The following is a 16777-nucleotide window of genomic DNA, read 5'->3' on the forward strand; positions in this document are numbered from 1 at the left end:
GGTGAATAGAGGTGCAACATATGAAGCATGTTAGGCCCTTCCGAATCAAGTACAAAATTATGGTGATCTGTATGACGGTCATTATCCTTCCCGTATTGGTGATGACAATCAATTCTTATTACTCCTCAGAGCGGTTATTGGCACAGAATTATACAACGTTGCTAAACGATCTGGCTAAACAAACGAATATTCGCATTGACGAGTTCCTCAAGGAGATTGAGAAAATTTCGCTGCTAGCCAGCAATGGCCTTAGTGACAATCTGTCCGCGACTCATGAAGGGAGTTTTCCAATCCAGGATTTCCTGCGAGAGGGCGATGAACAACATGAGATTGCCGCATACAATATTCTGATGAATTATATCATGATGAAAGATCGCGTTTTCTCCATCTACCTCTACAATATGAACGGGGGACAAGACCTTTTTGTCAGTCCACATCAACCCATTGATCCAAACTTCAAAGTAGAGAACGAATTGTGGTTTAAAAAGTTCATGCATGATAACGATCGAACCATTACCCTCACAACACGAATCGACGAGCAATTGGAAAATAAAATACTGGCAGTGTCACACGCTCGCAAAATTCATGATGTGTCTAGTGGAGAACTGCTTGGCGTGATCGTTGTCAGCATTGATATCAAATTTATCGAAATTGTTAATCGAAACTTGCAGGAAGGGCTGCGCTCCAGATTCATGATCGTTGATGAGGATGACAAGATCGTATATAACGTGAACGAACGATTAATCGGGACACTGTTCCGGGACAACGTTCGCCCGCCTGAATCACTCAATGTCGTGGTGACCAGTCCCCTTAGTCAGCAAAAATGGACAACTTACTTATATATGCCTTTGGATGAGCTGACTGCTGATGGCAAAATATTGGGCCGTAATCTGGTGACGCTTGCCATTGTCATTGTTCTTTTTGCTGCCGTCATATCCATCTTTCTATCTCACGTGATCACAACTCCCATTAAAAAACTGCTACGGAATATCGCTCTAGTCGAGAAAGGTCGGTTTGATCAAGTCGAACCAATTGGCTCCAGAGACGAGATTGGTCATTTATCCATTCGGTTTAACAGAATGTCACACGAGTTGAAGCGGTTGGTCGAACGGATGCAGCAGGAAGAGATAGAAAAAGCCAAAGCCGAGATGCGTGCGCTCCATGACCAGATCAAGCCTCACTTTCTGTATAACACCCTTGGGTCGGTGAAATGGATCGCCTCAATGCAACAGGCTGACAAAATCGTGGAAATGACCGATGCCCTAATCTCGATGCTCCGCTATGCGACAAAATCCGATGGAACCCTCGTAACGATTCGTGAGGAACTCAATAATATAACGAATTATGTAACGATCCAGAATGTCAGGTACTATGATTGTATTCAGATGAGATATGAGGTAGAGGATAGAGTACTGGATTATCGAATGCCCAAAATGATCCTGCAGCCCATTGTGGAGAACGCGATTTTTCATGGTCTGGCCGAACTTGAGGAAGACGGAATCATTACCATTCGGATTCAACTGTGGGTGGATAAAGTTGTAATCGAAATCTGCGATAATGGCGTGGGTATGGATCATCATACGTTGCAGAATCTATTGGAAGAAAAGTCGGGTGCAAGTACGGGAACGAATGGGATTGGATTGCATAATGTGCAGCGGCGGATTCAACTTCATTTTGGGAAACCTTATGGAATACAGGTGGAAAGTAAGGTAGGAGAAGGTACCAAGTTCTCCATTCTGCTGCCTGCCATCATAGAAGCCAAATAGTCATTCATGCTTTCATTTATGCATCTCATAATGCGGTACAGCGATCATAAAAATAAGTTTAGATATAAACAAAGGGCTCGCAGTATGAACTGCAAGCCCTTTTGTTCACCCTTTGACGCTACCTAGCACCAAACCTTTGGTGAAATATTTCTGTAAAAACGGATACACGAGCAAAATCGGAATGGCTCCCAAGAACATCTGAGCGGCGCGCCCCGTTCTGGCGTTCATCATGGACAACAGCTGCGTATAATCTGACCCGGATTTCAGCATGATTTGCTCAAAACTTTGCAGGAGGGTCTGCAAGTAGCTTTGTAATGGATAATTGGCTGGATTGTTCATATAGATAATGCCATCGAACCACGAATTCCAGTGGGCAACGATACTGAACAAACCAACCGTTGCGAGAGCGGGCTTGAGAAGTGGGAGTAGAATACGAAGCAATACCTGTACAGGCCCAGCACCATCGATAATTGCTGATTCTTCAATTTCCTCAGGCAACCCCCTAATGAAATTCATGAGGATAATCATACTGAATACGGGGAGGGCCCCAGGCAGGATCAGAGACCATATGGAGTCGATTAGTCCCATTTTGACGACCACGAGATAGGTTGGAATTAATCCTCCACTGAATAACATGGTTACTATGAAAAATCCCATATAGATATTACGCCCCATCAATTTTTGTTTTGATTTGGAGAGGGGATAAGCGGTGAGTACGATCAGAACCAGATTCACCAACGTTCCGATAACGGTTCGTTGAATGGCTACCCAGAGAGAGGAGAAAAATGATCCTCCAGTTAATGCAAATTCATAGGCTTTTGTCGTAAATTCCACAGGCCAGAACGTAACACTCCCCGCAGATACAGCCGCGCTGCTGCTGAATGAAACAGCCAGCAGGTTGATAAACGGCAGGATACATAGGAGAGAGATTAGAAGCAATATGGTGTAGTTTATGATAAGAAATACACGCCTGCTCATACTTTTATCATAGATCATAATGTAAGTTCCCCCTTCTTAGAAGATACGATAACCAGCCACTCTGTAAGCCAGAATGTACGAGACAGCAACGAGAACACTGGAAATGATCGATTTGAATAACCCGACAGCGGTACCAATCGAATACTGTGCCTGTTGGATTCCCAACCGATATACATAGGTGTCAATAATATCACCGGTCTGATAGACAACAGGGGAGTAGAGATTATAGATCTGGTCAAAGCCAGCATTAAGTACGTTTCCAAGCGATAATACAGTCATTAAAACAATGGTTGGCATGAGAAGAGGCAAAGTAATATAGATGGTCTGCTTCCACCGTTTCGCTCCATCGATCACCGCGGCTTCGTAAAGTCCCGGATCAATACTGGTCAGGGCTGCCAAATAAACAACCGTGCCAAAGCCGAAGCCTTTCCATATGTCACTCACAATCATCGTCCAAGGAAAAATAGAGGGTGTGCCAAGAAAGGAGATCGGTGCAATAGCAAATACGCCTAAAAACGTATTGACAATGCCATCGGAGCTAAGGATATCCAGCATGATACCGGCCATAATGACCCAAGAGAGGAAGTTCGGAATGTAGACAAGGGTTTGAAATGTACGTTTAATTCCACTGTGTAGTACCTCGTTAAGCAGTAATGCGAAAATTACGGGCACGATTATACCACCGATAATCTTAAAGACAGACATGTACAATGTATTCCAGATCGTTCTTACGAAGTTCGGCTGATTAAATATGTGGGTAAAATTATCCCATCCTACCCATGGCGAGTTGAAGCCAAGGCCCGGATTGTACTTCTGAAATGCAATAATAAGTCCGTAGAAAGGGATGTAACTAAAGATGAAGACCAAGACCAGGCTTGGAATCAACATGAGATGGTAAGGACTCTGCTGCTTCCATTTTCTCAACATACATATTCCTCCGTTCCTTGTACACCAAATGTAATCGCTATCAAATAAAGGGGAGAGATGACCCTCGTCCCCTCTTTGTGACAAACGAGATTATTTCTTCCCGTAGGCTTCATTAACTGCCTGGGTTGCATTATCGCCCCCGGCTGCACGCCAATTCTGGACAATAACATCGAAATAATCGATACTTTCGCTACCCATAATGATCTTGGTGAAGCCTTCGGTCAGGATATCATCCAAGGTTGTGCCGTAGCTTGAAAGTATTTCTGGCGTAACACCCCATAAGGCCGTCTTTGTATAGTTCTCGCTGTCCAGTACTTTCTTGGCAAGACCATACGCATTCTTTGGAGCCCCTTGTTGCAAATAATCACCAACTGCTCCTGGGGTTGCATTCTCCATGAATTCCACACTGTTGTTATATTTTTGCCACATACCCGAAGTCGTGAGTCCACTGGTATCCTTGGATTGAAGGGCAGCGGAGACCGCCTCAAATTGCTCGTAATCGGAATTCGGATTAAGTACACGGAACGCTCCAACAACATGGCCAATATCGTTGTCCAGCAAGGCGGATAACGTTTCTGTGGATTCCTTGCCATTGCCTTCATCCACAATATAAGCATAGTCGTTCAAAATTTTGATCACTTCTTCAGGGCTCTTAAATCCCTTTTTCATAACGATATAATTGTTGTTGGCGAAAAAGATGGATTGTTTGGCTTCTTTCCCATCAACGGTAGGAATGATATAAGGATAGAAGATAGCGTCCTTACCCAGATTGGATACTGTATCGACACCCGGATTATAACCCCACCATTGGTAATACGGCTGCATTCCCACTTTGCCGGCTACGATATCCGCGTTCATCGCATTAAAGTCTTTGATTGCAAATTCCGGATCAATAATGCCCCGCTTGTACCATTCTGACCACTCCGCCAACGCATTCTTCATCTCAGGCTGCACGGAGCCGTATACTAGCTGTCCACTGTTATCTTCCATCCACATATCCGGATGTGCATTCCATGCAATAGCGAGCAGGTTGAGGTAATCCAATGATTGGTCTACCGCTAAACCATAACCGCCGTGCTTTTCCATAAATTTCAGTGCGATATTCTTGATGTCTTCCACCGATTTTGGATCCTGGAGTCCCAATTCTTCTTTCCAGTCGTTCCGGATCCAGATGAAGTCGGGTTGATCAATTAATCCCCAGTGCATCTGCGGTATCCCGTACAGCTTACCGTCCTTCTTTCCAGATTCGTAACTGTCCGCATCTGCTTCCATGTAACCTTTGAGACGATCTGAAGCGTGTTGTTCAAAGACCTCGGTAAGGTCCATGACCATATCTGCTTCGACCAACTGTCTTAGTTGTGATGGATTAACTCTGAATACGTCAGGAAGATCGTTCGATGCGATAGCCAAATTGAGTTTGGTATCGTACTCATCGCTAACCCAGTCTGTTTTGACATCAATATTAAACTTCTCTTTGTAGCGCTTAATCCATACATTGTTGGTGATATCGTCGCCTTTTGGATATTTTGCAGAAGTGTATTCTGATGTTACGGTGTGAATGGTTGTTGTTCCAGCCTCGTTGGAATCCGTGTCCGTCGTTGAACCTTTATCAGCACCGCTTCCATTGCTACAGGCTGCGAGTAATAAGGTTGACATGCACACCGACAAGACTAAGGCTTTCGTTTTCTTGTTCATTTCTTTTCCCCCTTATCAGTCATATTTCAATAACGCTTACTTGAAAATATTCTAAACGAGAAAGGGGGAACGGGATATAAAGGTTATTGACGAGAACCCGTATCTTTTTTTACTTTTGAGTTGTAGCGGAGAAAAGATAAATGAGCTTTGTGTACTTTTTTTACTTTGTGCTCCTTCTTTTTTTACTCATGACTCCAAAAATTGTTTTAGACGATGATCGATAACGAGTGAATCCTCTTCGTTTGCTCCGATTCCAAAGCAGTGTCCCCACTTGGACTCTACAGGTTGATACACCACGTTTGGCATATGCTGAGCATCATACGAACTGTCTTCTGGCGTGAAAAACAAGTCGCTTGATCCTGGCATAACGAGTGCAGGAGCAGTGATCTTGCTTAACGCCTGTTCGAAGTTGCCGTCATCTACCGGATTATCGCTAATGTCTCCATATATTCCTGTACGCAGCATGGTAATCAAGTTGTTAGCATCGAAGGGAAGAAATACCTGATCCCAGTAATCTTCTACATAAGATTTCAAGGAGTCGTAACCCTCAGATTGATACAATTTCTCCAAATAGTACGCCTGCGAGAACCCCCATGGAGCATAAGCTCTTCCCATCGCTGCGAGACCGGCGACCGGAGGGCGTTCATATCTACCATTTTTATAATTTGAATCTGCCTGTAACGCCGCGATCATTGCTTCGAATACCAACTGAGTATGGGGTCTGCTCTTTGCCGTTCCGCCAAAGGGGGCAATACGCTCGACCATCTCAGGATAACTGGTTCCCCATTGATAAACCTGCATGGCTCCCAGAGACCAGCCCACAACAAGTTTGATTTTGGAAATACCGAATTTTTGAGTGATGAGTTGATGTTGGGCACGCACATTGTCATACATGGAGATGAGAGGGAAGTTGTCCTTATCATATGGGGCAGGGGTATTGCTTGGAGAGGATGATAATCCGTTACCCAACATATTGGGCACAACGATAAAATAACGACTGTGGTCCAGTGCTTTGTCTGTTCCAATTAACCATTCATTATCTGTGTGAATTCCAGCAAACCATGTTGGGACAACAATAACGTTGTCCTTTGCCGCGTTTAAGTTTCCATACGTCTTGTAAGCGATAAAGGCTTGAGGGAGCTGTTGTCCCGATTGAAGTAATGTATCTCCAAGGTTATATGTTTCATAATCGTTCATAGATTGATTCTCCTTATAAAATAGTAATAACTTGATTTCACTCTACATTACGTCTATTATCAATTCAACGAAACGTTATCGAACATATCATTCATTTATTTTGAACTTAGGAGGTGCCTGACTCATGGAAATACGCCAGCTAAAAACCTTTTGGACACTTGCATCGACCTGCAGCTTTAGTCAAACTGCTGAATTATTGAGCTATGTACCCTCTACCATAACCATGCAAATCAAATCGCTGGAAGAAGAGCTTGGGGTGAAATTGCTGGATCGATTAGGCAAAAAGGTCGTGTTAACGGATGCTGGCCAACAGTTTCTGCCGTACGCCACTAAGATATTAAACGATGTAGAGGAAGCAAAGTGCATATCCAGTCAGCACGGAGAATTGGCGGGAACGGTTGTGATCGGAGCAGACGAAGTGCTGTGTGCATATCTTCTTCCAGCGTTGTTCAAACGCTTCCGAGCGGACTATCCTGGTGTGCGGTTATTGTTCCGCCCCTTGTCTGGGCAAGAGCTTAAATCAAGTCTGAGAGAAGGGCATGCCGATGTCGTTTTTGTATTGGATGAGCCTATGAATTCCAAAGACCTTCATTCAGAGTTTTTAAAGGATGAGACCTTTCAAATGGTGGTTTCCCCCGATCATATGTTAGCATCGCGTTCCGCGTTAGTTGTTGATGACTTCCACAAACAGCATTTTTTACTGACCGAAAAGAATTGTTCGTATCGCACTTATTTTGACCAATCCATAACGAAGAAAGGTGCAGATGCTCTGACAGAACTGGAGTTTCATAGTGTAGAAGCCATTAAACAATGTGTTGTGGCTGGTCTAGGGGTCGCTTTATTACCTGAAATGGCTTTGAAGAAAGAGTTGAGCGATGGGGAAGTGGTTGCTCTGCCGTGGGATTTATCAGATGTATCCTTTTCTGCGCAAATGCTCTGGCATCGGGAAAAATGGATCTCTCCGTCCATGGCTGCTTTCATGGAGGTCGCCAAGAGTGAGTTGATTTGATTGTTCAGAATTTGTTTAGATGTATGTGTTAAAATAGTTTTTCACAGATATATATATGGGGGATTAGTAATGGAAAGAAAAATTAGAAATTCTGCAAAAGCATTGATCATTAAAGACGGGAGAATGCTGGCAATGAAGCAGGATGATAATGATGAAGTGATCTACATCCTGCCTGGTGGGAGCCAGAATGCAGGTGAAACGCTGACCGATGCTGTGAAGCGTGAAGTTGGGGAAGAAATCGGAATAGATGTAGAACCGTTATCACTGGAATTTGTCATTGAAGGTGTATACGGTGAAGCTCTTCATCGTGTAGATTTTGTTTTTTTGTGCGAGTACATAGGTTTAATAGAGCATGACAATTCTATTCTGCCAATGGACAAAAACGAGATAGAATATGAGTGGCTCGAAATTAATAAGTTAAACCAACTACCGTTATTTCCTTCAAAGTTACGAAAGCAGATCATTAGATTGGTTGAGGGAGAAAAAACGGTTATGTATTTAGGAAATGAGGAAGATGAGGACCTGAATGGTTAGATGTGCACACGTCGTAAACAAGCGGCCGTCTTGTGATTACAAAGGAAAGGCTATTTCAAAGGACGTGATGGTCCAGTGAAATAGCCTTTTTGCCGTTGAACAAAGTGTACAGAGCGATTCGAAAATGAACATCTAGGCTAAGGGGTTACACTAGGCCAGGAGTTATATATCTTGTTGCTTCACGCCTGCTGTCATATTTTTCTGACCCCATATTACCATGGATTCAATTAAAGGAACCAATTCCTTGCCTGATTCTGTGAGCGAATACTCCACTCTCGGTGGAACCTCGTTATATTGCTCCCGATGCACGATGCCGGAATGAATCAAATCCTTCAAACAGTTCGTTAGCATCGTTCCGGTAATGCCAGGCAGTCTTCTTTTTAATTCATTGTAACGTATACAGTCATTTTCACTGAGGATTGCCAGGATCGGAAGATTCCACTTGCCTCCAATGACCTGAAATGCATAAGTCGCTGGACATAACTGATCGAAATTAAACTCGTATTTCACTTGATACCCTCCAATAGTATACTTTTTGATACTAAGTCAGAAAAAGAATCGTACTTGTTCAGAAGATTGTAGACATTATAATCAAACTAACACAAGAAAATCAATTCATAAGATAATATAAAGGCGGGATAAACGTGAGTAACGAATCTATGATGTGTGATCTGGAAACAGGCGTATGTGGTGTGAATGAGGAAGCGGCGATGCAAGAAATCAATCTGAATCACGTTGAGAAAAGGATAACTCTTTATTACGCAACAGATCCGATCTGTTCTCATTGCTGGGCGCTTGAGCCTGTGCTTCATCGGTTTGTTGAGGAATACGGCCATTATTTTACGATGCAAATTAAAATGGGTGGGCTACTGGCTAACTGGAATGGTTTCTCGGATGGCGCTAATGGGATTCAGAAACCTTCGGACGTTGCAGAGCATTGGAAGGAAGTGGGTGAGCATTCACGCATGCCCATCGACGGTTCCTTATGGCACGATAATCCAATACTTTCTTCTTATCCGCCATCTCGCGTATTTAAGGTCATTCAGAGTACACACCCTGGGAAAGAACATGACTTTTTAAGACGTGCGCGTGAAGCCGTGTTCGCATTTAATCGAAATATTGGAGAAGATGATGTGCTGACGGATATCGTCAATCAACTGGGCTTGAATGGAAAAGAAGTGGTTGAGGCGGCTGCACAGCAATCTGCACAAGAGTTATTAGAGGAAGACTTTGAGAGTGTCGCTAGTTTGGGAGTTAGAGGTTTCCCATCAATTATCATTGTGAATGAAGAGAACCAGGGTATGAAAATTGTCGGAGCGCGTTCTCTTGAAACATATGAGCAAGCACTTCAGCAGGTGCTGGGTGTTGATCTGAAACCAAAACAGATAACCTCGTTGGAACAGAAAATCAATGAGGGACACCTTCTTTTTTCTAGAGAAATAGAGGTCATGTACAATATCGAAAAGAGTGATATTGAATCATATGTGAAATCTGAATTGGCAGAGCACACATATCGTATGGGTTATATCTTGAATGAGATGTATATTGAGCATATCTGAAGAAAAACAAGAAATTGAATTAGCACATTTATCCATGTGGTAATGCACATAGTACTTCAGCCTGGATTGGAGGTATTTTTGGCTTTTTGCTAATGGTTAAGATGTGTTATTCGCACAGGCAAGTCGTCCACCCATTGCGTAGACTGAAGTAGATCAAGTCAAGTGAGGTGAATTCCATGGCTAAGACCAATGAAATACACGTCCAGATAAAACGGCTCAAGGATCGCCCAGTCTGCGTGACTCTTCATAATGGCGAGACGTACGTCGGGTACATCTCTGGCGTTAACAGCGAAGGCGTAGTGCTTACCGGGGGCGGAAAGCTTACTCAGGCCGCAATCACAGCACCCTCATCTGAAGGCAGTGCTCGCAAAACAAAACCTAAAGCAGGGGCTACGAGAAAAACAGCATCCTCTCGAAATCGTAAACGAGCGAACAGCACTCGTAAGTCGCAGGTGCGATCCCGGTCGATGTCTCGTTCAACGTCTAGGCAAGCCCAGGTATCATCTTCCATGCCTATGCTAGGCTCATTGTTAGGTGGCTTTGGCGGAGCAGGTTCGATTGGAGGTATGTTAGGCGGGGGGATGCGGTTGTTTGGCATGATCCAGCGGTTTACACCTGTGGTCAAAATGGGGTATGGCATGATTAAGCAGATTCAGCCATTTATGGGGGCAGTTCAAGGGCTGATGACTCCAGCAAGCCAGGCTGAAACCGAAGGTGAAGAGGAAGCACAACAAGGATAATACTTGAAATGAGCATCGTGAATTAGAACACAACCTTTGTTGCATTTGGAAATGAAGTATTGCTAGTGTGTTGGGTGATTTGATCTCTTTCTGATCTGTTCTGTTCCTTATCTTCTCCGCTAGATGCTTAACTGCAAGCTGCTCTCCGTACCCAAACGGAGGGTGGCTTATTTGCTTATACTGTATATGAGGTTCGAACCAGCTCGATTTCGCATGCTTGCTCAGCGCTAACGAACCTCAGAAACCTTATTCGGGTCAATATCGAGCCATTAAAATTCTAACAAACATGACAAACCCTATTTGTTGCAAAATGTAAGATATAGTGTGAAAAAGGGGATGATTCTGCAGCATAGCTTCTCCTGTGTTCGTTAGAATTAAAATCCACCCGAATCGGGTTAAATAAGACTCCCTGTGTTTTCTTAAATTCCTTCGTTGCGAGTAATAAATGAGGTTTCAAATACGCCTCTAACATCTTACTTTGTTACCATGTAGTTCGACCGATCACTGTTATACAGCAAAAACACCGCGCGCAGGGAGCTGCACGCGGTGCGAAAAACAATGCTGATCCAGCAGAGTAGGAGCAAACGCTTTCCGCTCTGATTATGCCTGTTTTGTTTTAAGACGAATGACGTTCCACGACGCTTTGTTCAGGACAGCTTGCACTTTACCTTGATCTACGGTTGTGTGCCCGCCGTTGTGCGGAAGAACATTGCGCGGGTTTTCTTTCGTATTGGTTGCTTTCAGATCGTTGTTCTCCAGTACGATATGTTCCACAAATGTCGTATCTCCGAAGGAGCGCAGATCCACATTCAGTTCCATTTGCTCATCCAGATGTCTGTTCACCGCAAAGATTGTGATTGTGCCGTTCTCTTCATCATGTACACTGATCGCTTCGAGATAAGGCACATCTGTAAAATCTTTGGAATCATATTTAGGTGAAGAGGTGATGGACCGCAACACCGTACCGCGTCCGAAATTGGATGCGTGCAGGAACGGGAAATACGTCGTCTGGAACCAGATTGCTCCGTTATTTTCCGTCATGATTGGGGCAATGGTGTTAATCAACTGAGCAAGGCAAGCCATTTTTACACGATCGGCGTGCTTGAGTATGGTAATCAGGTAACAGCCCACGGCTAGTGCATCTTCATGCGTGTATACATCTTCAAACTCTGGAGGCGCAATCTGCCAACGTTCTTCCATACGACTTGTACCAATGGATTTCCAGACATTCCATTCATCCAGAGACAGCATTAATTTCTTTTTGCTGCGTTTCTTGGCTTGTACAAAATCACATATCGAAGCCACACTATCAATAAATTGATCTAGATCCAGCGATGTCGCCAGGAAGTCATACGTGTTGTCCTTGTTATTGTTGTAATACTGATGCAGGGACAAGTAGTCCACATTTTCATAGGTGAGATCCAGCACGGTTGCTTCCCAATCTGCAAATGTACTCATGTCACGGCTGGAACTGCCGCAAGCCACAAGCTCAATTTCCGGGTCTACCCATTTCATCGCTTTAGCGGTCTCATTGGCAATACGTCCATATTCATGTGCGGTCATCGCACCAATCTGCCAAGGGCCGTCCATTTCGTTGCCTAGGCACCAGGTTTTGAATTTATGTGGGTCTTTGTAACCGTGAGAGATACGCAGATCACTCCAGTATGTGCCAGATGGGTGGTTGCAGTATTCGACCAGGTTTCTCGCCGCATCAATGCCCCGAGTCCCCAGGTTTACCGCCATCATGACTTCGGTTCCAACCAGTTTGGCCCAATCTGCAAATTCGTTCGTTCCCACTGCATTCGTTTCAATCGTCCACCAAGCGAGTTCAAGTCTGCGTTTGCGCTCGGCTACCGGACCAACGCCGTCTTCCCAATTGTAACCGGATACGAAATTACCGCCAGGATAACGAACGATGGGCACATTTAAAGCTTTAATCGCTTCAATGGCATCCTGACGGAAACCTTGAGCATCTGCCGTGGGATGACCCGGATCATAAATACCGCCGTATACGGCCCGTCCCAGATGTTCTATAAATGAACCATAGACACGTGGATCAACTTCAGCAATCTGAAAGTCTTTATCAATAAGCATTTTGGATGTAAGCAATGGGAAAACCTCCATAGAATTAATTTTAGGTGTGTAACAAACTTTATTTCACGATGAGTTCGCATAAAAGCAAAATCAACTCATTGATTTGTTATCTAATGTGTATCATAATGCTATTATGTTGAGCAAGTTTATTTCGCAGGGTTCGCTAAATAACGAATTCTAAATCAAAAATATATTGAATTCAATAGAGATAGGGAAGTGAAGTTCATGATGCTTGGCACGGATGCCTCGTCCTTGATCATCTATGAGGCGCTCGCCAGCGAGGCCCGTTTAAATATCGTTCGCTTATTAATAAAAAACAGGGAGATGCATATCAATGCGCTTGCCAAAGATCTGTATCTGAGCAAAGCTATCGTTAGTACACATGTGAGTAAATTGCAGAAAGCAGGCATCGTAGGCAGCCGCATGAAACGTGAGAACGGTGGAACGTATAAATACTGCTTTATTCTGCAAGAATTTATGACTATCAATCTCTCCCCTGAACCAGTTGATGCTCCTTACCATGAAGTCTCGATTCCGGTTGGTCAGTATACGGATTACGAAGCCTGGCCCACCTGTGGCATTGCAACAACGACGCAAATGATTGGGCAATATGATACTCCGGCCTGCTTCATGGACCCGGATCGGGTTAATGCGGGTATTCTCTGGTTGGCACGAGGTTTTCTGGAATATAAGATTCCCAATTATCTGAATACAGAACAGCATCTCCAGGAAATTGAAATTTCACTCGAACTCAGTTCGGAAGCACCTCAAGTCAATGAAAACTGGCCTTCCGACATCCGTTTCTCCCTTAATGGCAAACACCTGGGAACATGGACAAGCCCCGGGGACTTTGGGGATCGGAAAGGAAAACATACACCGCTATGGTGGAAATTGGACGTCAACCAGTATGGTGTACTGAAGGTGCTGCGCATTAACAGAGAAGGGACGTTTATGGATAGCCAGCGCATCTCGGATGTGCGTATCCATGACCTGCAGTTGGATTCTTCCACTTACTGGACGTTTGGATTAAGGCCGGAAGAAGGGGTGCCTGGTCGAGGCGGACTTACGTTGTTTGGGAAAGGGTTCGGCAACTACGATCAGGACATTTTGATTCGGTACTATTATGACGCAGGGGAATCTACGTCTCCTGATGTATAAGATGCTGTCTTTTATGTCATTTTAATAAGACAATAATCACTTAGACGAAATGTAAGAGAAATCTATATTATTGGTATTGACAACGATTACATGGGTGGTATAAGATACAGCTAAATAAGGAGTGTCACTGATTCGATCAGGCACCACCACAGTCTGGATTTCACAAGTTTGTTTGACTTGTGTTCGGGACCATGGTGGTGCTTTTTGCATATTGGGGGGGTGAGAACATCATGAGGTTTAAAAAATCGTTGAACAACAACATCGCCCTGGCAGAGGATGCCGAAGGCTGCGAAGTAATTGTGATCGGGACCGGAGTTGGCTTTAAAAAAGTAAAAGGACAACCGATTGCACGGGAACAAATTCAAAGAACATTTCGAATCGGCTCAAATGACAAATACCAGCGAGTGGAGCAATTTTTTAATGATATACCGCTGCAAGTCATAAACGTCACTGATCAAATCATAGAGGAAGGTCAGACCCAAATCGGTAAAAAGTTGAACGATTCCATCCTGCTCACCCTGGCTGATCACATCCACTTTGCGCTGGATCGTTACAAGAGCGGTGTGGCCATGCAGAATCCGCTTCACTGGGATATCCGTCACCTGTATCCTGCGGAATACCGTATCGGAGAATACGCCGTCGAACGAATTAATGAAGCTTTTGAGGTATGTTTACCATCGGCAGAGGCAAGCTCCATCGCCCTTCATTTTGTGAATTCGCAGTTTGATTCCGGCAGCATGAATCAAACGATCAAGATAACCCAAATGATTAATGACATTCTAGGTATCATGACGGATCATTTTGGAATGGCAATGGATCAGGAAACAACTGATTTTTCCCGATTCGTTACCCATCTCAGATACTTCATCGTTCGACAATTGAACAGGGAAGTGCTCTCCTTCAAGGATCAGCAGTTTCTGTATGATGTGTTGTCAGAGCGCTACCCGACCAGCTTCCAATGCGCACTTAAGATAAAGGAAGCGATGGAGCAGCAGCGCGGATTCGTGATTACTCCCGATGAGATGGTATACCTCATGATTCACATCGAGAGAGTGACATCCCGTTCCGACACAGGTTGATCTCAATACAACCAGATTGAAGTTATACCACATGATTATGAATATGGAGTGTTACTGATTCGATCAGGCACCACCAAATGTTTCCGACTCCGCTACCTGCGGCGGGCCGGTTTGGCATTTGGTTTTTTTTCGCCCAAAAAAGGAGGAAGCAGCATGAATCATCGGGAGTTGTCCAAAGAAATTATCCAGTTAACAGGAGGGCAAGGGAACATATCGCAAGCCTGGCATTGCATCACACGGCTGCGCTTTAATGTTCGTGATGAAAATAAGGTCCAGCTCGAACAGATCAGAGCGCTGGACGGTGTGCTCGGCGCCCAGTTTCAGGGTGATCAGTTTCAAGTCGTCATCGGAAATAAGGTCGCGGCAGTGTATGAAGAGATTGAGGATCAGCTGAAACAGGATGGCAAGCCGCAACCCGAAGCAGGTGCTCCGCGTTCCAGAGGTATTAATGCTGTACTGGATACAATCTCGGGTATCTTCACTCCCATCCTTCCTGCCATTGTAGGCACGGGTATGCTGAAGGGTATTCTGGCTTTGCTGGTTACACTCGGAGTGATCCAGGAGACAAGTGGAGAGTATCAGATTCTGTCATCTGTAGCGAATGCAGCCTTTTATTTTTTACCTTTTCTGCTTGCTGTCTCGTCTGCTCGCAAGTTCAAAGTCAATGAATACATTGCCTTGACCCTCGCAGGTACGTTATTGTATCCAACCATTTTGAATGCATTTCTGGCAAATCAGCTGGAGCCGATACGTTTTCTATCACTGCCTGTATCCATTGTGAATTATACCCAGTCCGTCATTCCAATCATTCTGGGTGTGTGGCTTCTGAGTTACGTTCATCGCTGGGTGGACCGATTCATTCCTGGCCCGGTCAAGGTGATATTCACATCGATGATTGTATTGGTCATCACGGTTCCAATTTTGCTAATTGCCATCGGGCCACTCGGGAATTACATCGGCATCTATCTGGAAATGGGTACATCCTGGCTTTTTGCTCATTCAGGTCCGTTAACCGGAATTGTTCTTGGTGGATTAATGCCATTGATTGTCATGACAGGCATGCACTATGCGTTCTTCCCGGGTACGTTGCAGAACTTGAGCAAACTCGGATATGACGTGCTTTTACTACCGATTAACCTTGTGACCAATATGAGTCAGGCGGGTGCAGTTACGGCCGTGTTTCTCAAAACGAAAGACAAGTCTATGAAATCCATAGCCTTATCCAGCGGCATCTCTGCCTTGCTCGGCATCACGGAGCCAGCATTATACGGTGTCACCTTGAAGTTGAAAAAACCATTTTATGCTTCACTGATTGGCGGGGCGGCTGGTGGCGGATTTATTACTGCAGTCGGTCTGAAGTGTTTTGGCTTTGCCGTGCCGGGACTGCTGGCCCTCCCGTTATACATTGGCCCGGGGGGAGGCATGGCTAATTTCTGGTATGCCCTGATCGGCATCGGCATCAGCTTTACCGTTTCCTTCATACTGACTTTACTGCTCAAGTGGGATGAGCCGAAACAAGCCACAACAGCTGTTTTGACTGATGAAGAGGTAAGAGCCGTAACCGTGCATTCAATTGAGGAAAAGAAAGGCGAAGTATTCAGCCCGCTCACTGGCGAAGTTGTGTCGCTCGCATCGCTACCGGACAAAACCTTTGCTGAGGAGATGACCGGGAAAGGTATTGCCATTCTTCCGCAGGAAGGACGCGTAACAGCCCCATTCGACGGGATCGTCACTATGGTTGCCAAAAGCAAACATGCCGTAATGTTAACGTCGACGAGCGGGATTGAAATTCTTATTCACGTTGGATTGAACAGTGTATCGCTCAAAGGGAAATTTTTTGACGTGAAGGTTACTGCCGGACAAGAAGTGAAGAAGGGTGATCTGCTATTGGTGTTCGACATGGATGGAATTCGGGATGCTGGGGTTAATCCGGTCACACCGGTGATCGTAACGAATACGCCAGATTATCTTGACGTGGTACCGGTTCAGGTGAAGGGGGTGATTCCAATGAATGAATTGCTTCTCCTCACCGTTCGTTAAC

14 protein-coding genes are annotated in these 16777 nt (G+C 44.6%); 8 read left to right on the plus strand and 6 right to left on the minus strand.

Annotated elements, in window-relative coordinates:
• Positions 1-20: 20 nt before the first annotated feature.
• On the plus strand, positions 21-1766 hold the full coding sequence (locus QVE09_RS02055) for a cache domain-containing sensor histidine kinase (RefSeq protein ID WP_315935450.1): 1746 nt from the start codon (positions 21-23) through the stop codon (positions 1764-1766).
• 105 nt (positions 1767-1871) lie between these two features.
• Here QVE09_RS02055 and QVE09_RS02060 read toward each other — a convergent pair whose 3' ends face one another.
• From QVE09_RS02060 to QVE09_RS02075, 4 genes are all read right to left on the minus strand, one after another.
• Entirely contained in the window at positions 1872-2762 is an 891-nt protein-coding gene (locus QVE09_RS02060; RefSeq protein ID WP_091019051.1) for a carbohydrate ABC transporter permease, read from the minus strand.
• An 18-nt stretch (positions 2763-2780) separates the two neighbouring features.
• A complete protein-coding gene (locus QVE09_RS02065; RefSeq protein WP_315935451.1) occupies positions 2781-3671 on the minus strand; it encodes an ABC transporter permease in 891 nt (296 codons plus the stop codon).
• A gap of 90 nt (positions 3672-3761) precedes the next feature.
• Positions 3762-5366: a type 2 periplasmic-binding domain-containing protein gene (locus QVE09_RS02070; protein ID WP_315935452.1), complete on the minus strand. Its 1605-nt coding sequence runs from the start codon at positions 5364-5366 to the stop codon at positions 3762-3764.
• 186 nt (positions 5367-5552) lie between these two features.
• Positions 5553-6563 (minus strand): alpha/beta fold hydrolase, encoded by a 1011-nt coding sequence (locus tag QVE09_RS02075; protein ID WP_315935453.1) that lies wholly within the window; start codon positions 6561-6563, stop codon positions 5553-5555.
• A 124-nt stretch (positions 6564-6687) separates the two neighbouring features.
• Here QVE09_RS02075 and QVE09_RS02080 point away from each other — a divergent pair, with 124 nt between their 5' ends.
• Together QVE09_RS02080 and QVE09_RS02085 are read left to right on the plus strand one after the other, a co-directional pair.
• Positions 6688-7572, plus strand: coding sequence for a LysR family transcriptional regulator (locus tag QVE09_RS02080; RefSeq protein ID WP_315935454.1), 885 nt, complete (start codon positions 6688-6690; stop codon positions 7570-7572).
• Between the two features lie 69 nt (positions 7573-7641).
• Positions 7642-8106 carry an NUDIX domain-containing protein gene (locus QVE09_RS02085; protein WP_315935455.1) on the plus strand — a complete coding sequence of 155 codons (465 nt, stop codon included), beginning with the start codon at positions 7642-7644 and terminating at the stop codon, positions 8104-8106.
• 162 nt (positions 8107-8268) lie between these two features.
• On the opposite strand, the gene QVE09_RS02090 is transcribed toward QVE09_RS02085, so the two are convergent.
• Entirely contained in the window at positions 8269-8616 is a 348-nt protein-coding gene (locus QVE09_RS02090) for a winged helix-turn-helix transcriptional regulator (RefSeq protein ID WP_076253083.1), read from the minus strand.
• A gap of 134 nt (positions 8617-8750) precedes the next feature.
• Between QVE09_RS02090 and QVE09_RS02095 the strand changes: the two genes are divergently transcribed.
• Entirely contained in the window at positions 8751-9665 is a 915-nt protein-coding gene (locus QVE09_RS02095; protein ID WP_315935456.1) for a DsbA family oxidoreductase, read from the plus strand.
• Between the two features lie 176 nt (positions 9666-9841).
• On the plus strand, positions 9842-10405 hold the full coding sequence (locus QVE09_RS02100; RefSeq protein ID WP_315935457.1) for a hypothetical protein: 564 nt from the start codon (positions 9842-9844) through the stop codon (positions 10403-10405).
• A 600-nt stretch (positions 10406-11005) separates the two neighbouring features.
• Here QVE09_RS02100 and arfA read toward each other — a convergent pair.
• Positions 11006-12499 (minus strand): arabinosylfuranosidase ArfA, encoded by a 1494-nt coding sequence (arfA, locus tag QVE09_RS02105; RefSeq protein WP_315936074.1) that lies wholly within the window; start codon positions 12497-12499, stop codon positions 11006-11008.
• Between the two features lie 225 nt (positions 12500-12724).
• Here arfA and QVE09_RS02110 point away from each other — a divergent pair, with 225 nt between their 5' ends.
• From QVE09_RS02110 to QVE09_RS02120, 3 genes are all read left to right on the plus strand, one after another.
• Positions 12725-13657: an ArsR/SmtB family transcription factor gene (locus QVE09_RS02110; RefSeq protein WP_315935458.1), complete on the plus strand. Its 933-nt coding sequence runs from the start codon at positions 12725-12727 to the stop codon at positions 13655-13657.
• Positions 13658-13887: 230 nt separating this feature from the next.
• Positions 13888-14736 (plus strand): BglG family transcription antiterminator LicT, encoded by an 849-nt coding sequence (licT, locus tag QVE09_RS02115; protein WP_315935459.1) that lies wholly within the window; start codon positions 13888-13890, stop codon positions 14734-14736.
• A 153-nt stretch (positions 14737-14889) separates the two neighbouring features.
• Positions 14890-16776: a beta-glucoside-specific PTS transporter subunit IIABC gene (locus tag QVE09_RS02120; RefSeq protein ID WP_315935460.1), complete on the plus strand. Its 1887-nt coding sequence runs from the start codon at positions 14890-14892 to the stop codon at positions 16774-16776.
• The last annotated feature ends 1 nt before the right edge of the window (position 16777 follow it).

Origin of the sequence: Paenibacillus sp. ClWae2A (genome assembly GCF_032452295.1) — a bacterium.
In the GTDB taxonomy this organism is placed as follows: Bacteria; Bacillota; Bacilli; order Paenibacillales; family Paenibacillaceae; genus Paenibacillus.

Excerpts from the sequence above, each read along its gene's own strand:
- QVE09_RS02055 (WP_315935450.1), top strand. The coding sequence starts at position 21 with ATGAAGCATGTTAGGCCCTTCCGAATCAAGTACAAAATTATGGTGATC.
- QVE09_RS02060 (WP_091019051.1), bottom strand. The coding sequence starts at position 2,762 with ATGATCTATGATAAAAGTATGAGCAGGCGTGTATTTCTTATCATAAAC.
- QVE09_RS02065 (WP_315935451.1), bottom strand. The coding sequence starts at position 3,671 with ATGTTGAGAAAATGGAAGCAGCAGAGTCCTTACCATCTCATGTTGATT.
- QVE09_RS02070 (WP_315935452.1), bottom strand. The coding sequence starts at position 5,366 with ATGAACAAGAAAACGAAAGCCTTAGTCTTGTCGGTGTGCATGTCAACC.
- QVE09_RS02075 (WP_315935453.1), bottom strand. The coding sequence starts at position 6,563 with ATGAACGATTATGAAACATATAACCTTGGAGATACATTACTTCAATCG.
- QVE09_RS02080 (WP_315935454.1), top strand. The coding sequence starts at position 6,688 with ATGGAAATACGCCAGCTAAAAACCTTTTGGACACTTGCATCGACCTGC.
- QVE09_RS02085 (WP_315935455.1), top strand. The coding sequence starts at position 7,642 with ATGGAAAGAAAAATTAGAAATTCTGCAAAAGCATTGATCATTAAAGAC.
- QVE09_RS02100 (WP_315935457.1), top strand. The coding sequence starts at position 9,842 with ATGGCTAAGACCAATGAAATACACGTCCAGATAAAACGGCTCAAGGAT.
- arfA (WP_315936074.1), bottom strand. The coding sequence starts at position 12,499 with ATGCTTATTGATAAAGACTTTCAGATTGCTGAAGTTGATCCACGTGTC.
- QVE09_RS02110 (WP_315935458.1), top strand. The coding sequence starts at position 12,725 with ATGATGCTTGGCACGGATGCCTCGTCCTTGATCATCTATGAGGCGCTC.
- licT (WP_315935459.1), top strand. The coding sequence starts at position 13,888 with ATGAGGTTTAAAAAATCGTTGAACAACAACATCGCCCTGGCAGAGGAT.
- QVE09_RS02120 (WP_315935460.1), top strand. The coding sequence starts at position 14,890 with ATGAATCATCGGGAGTTGTCCAAAGAAATTATCCAGTTAACAGGAGGG.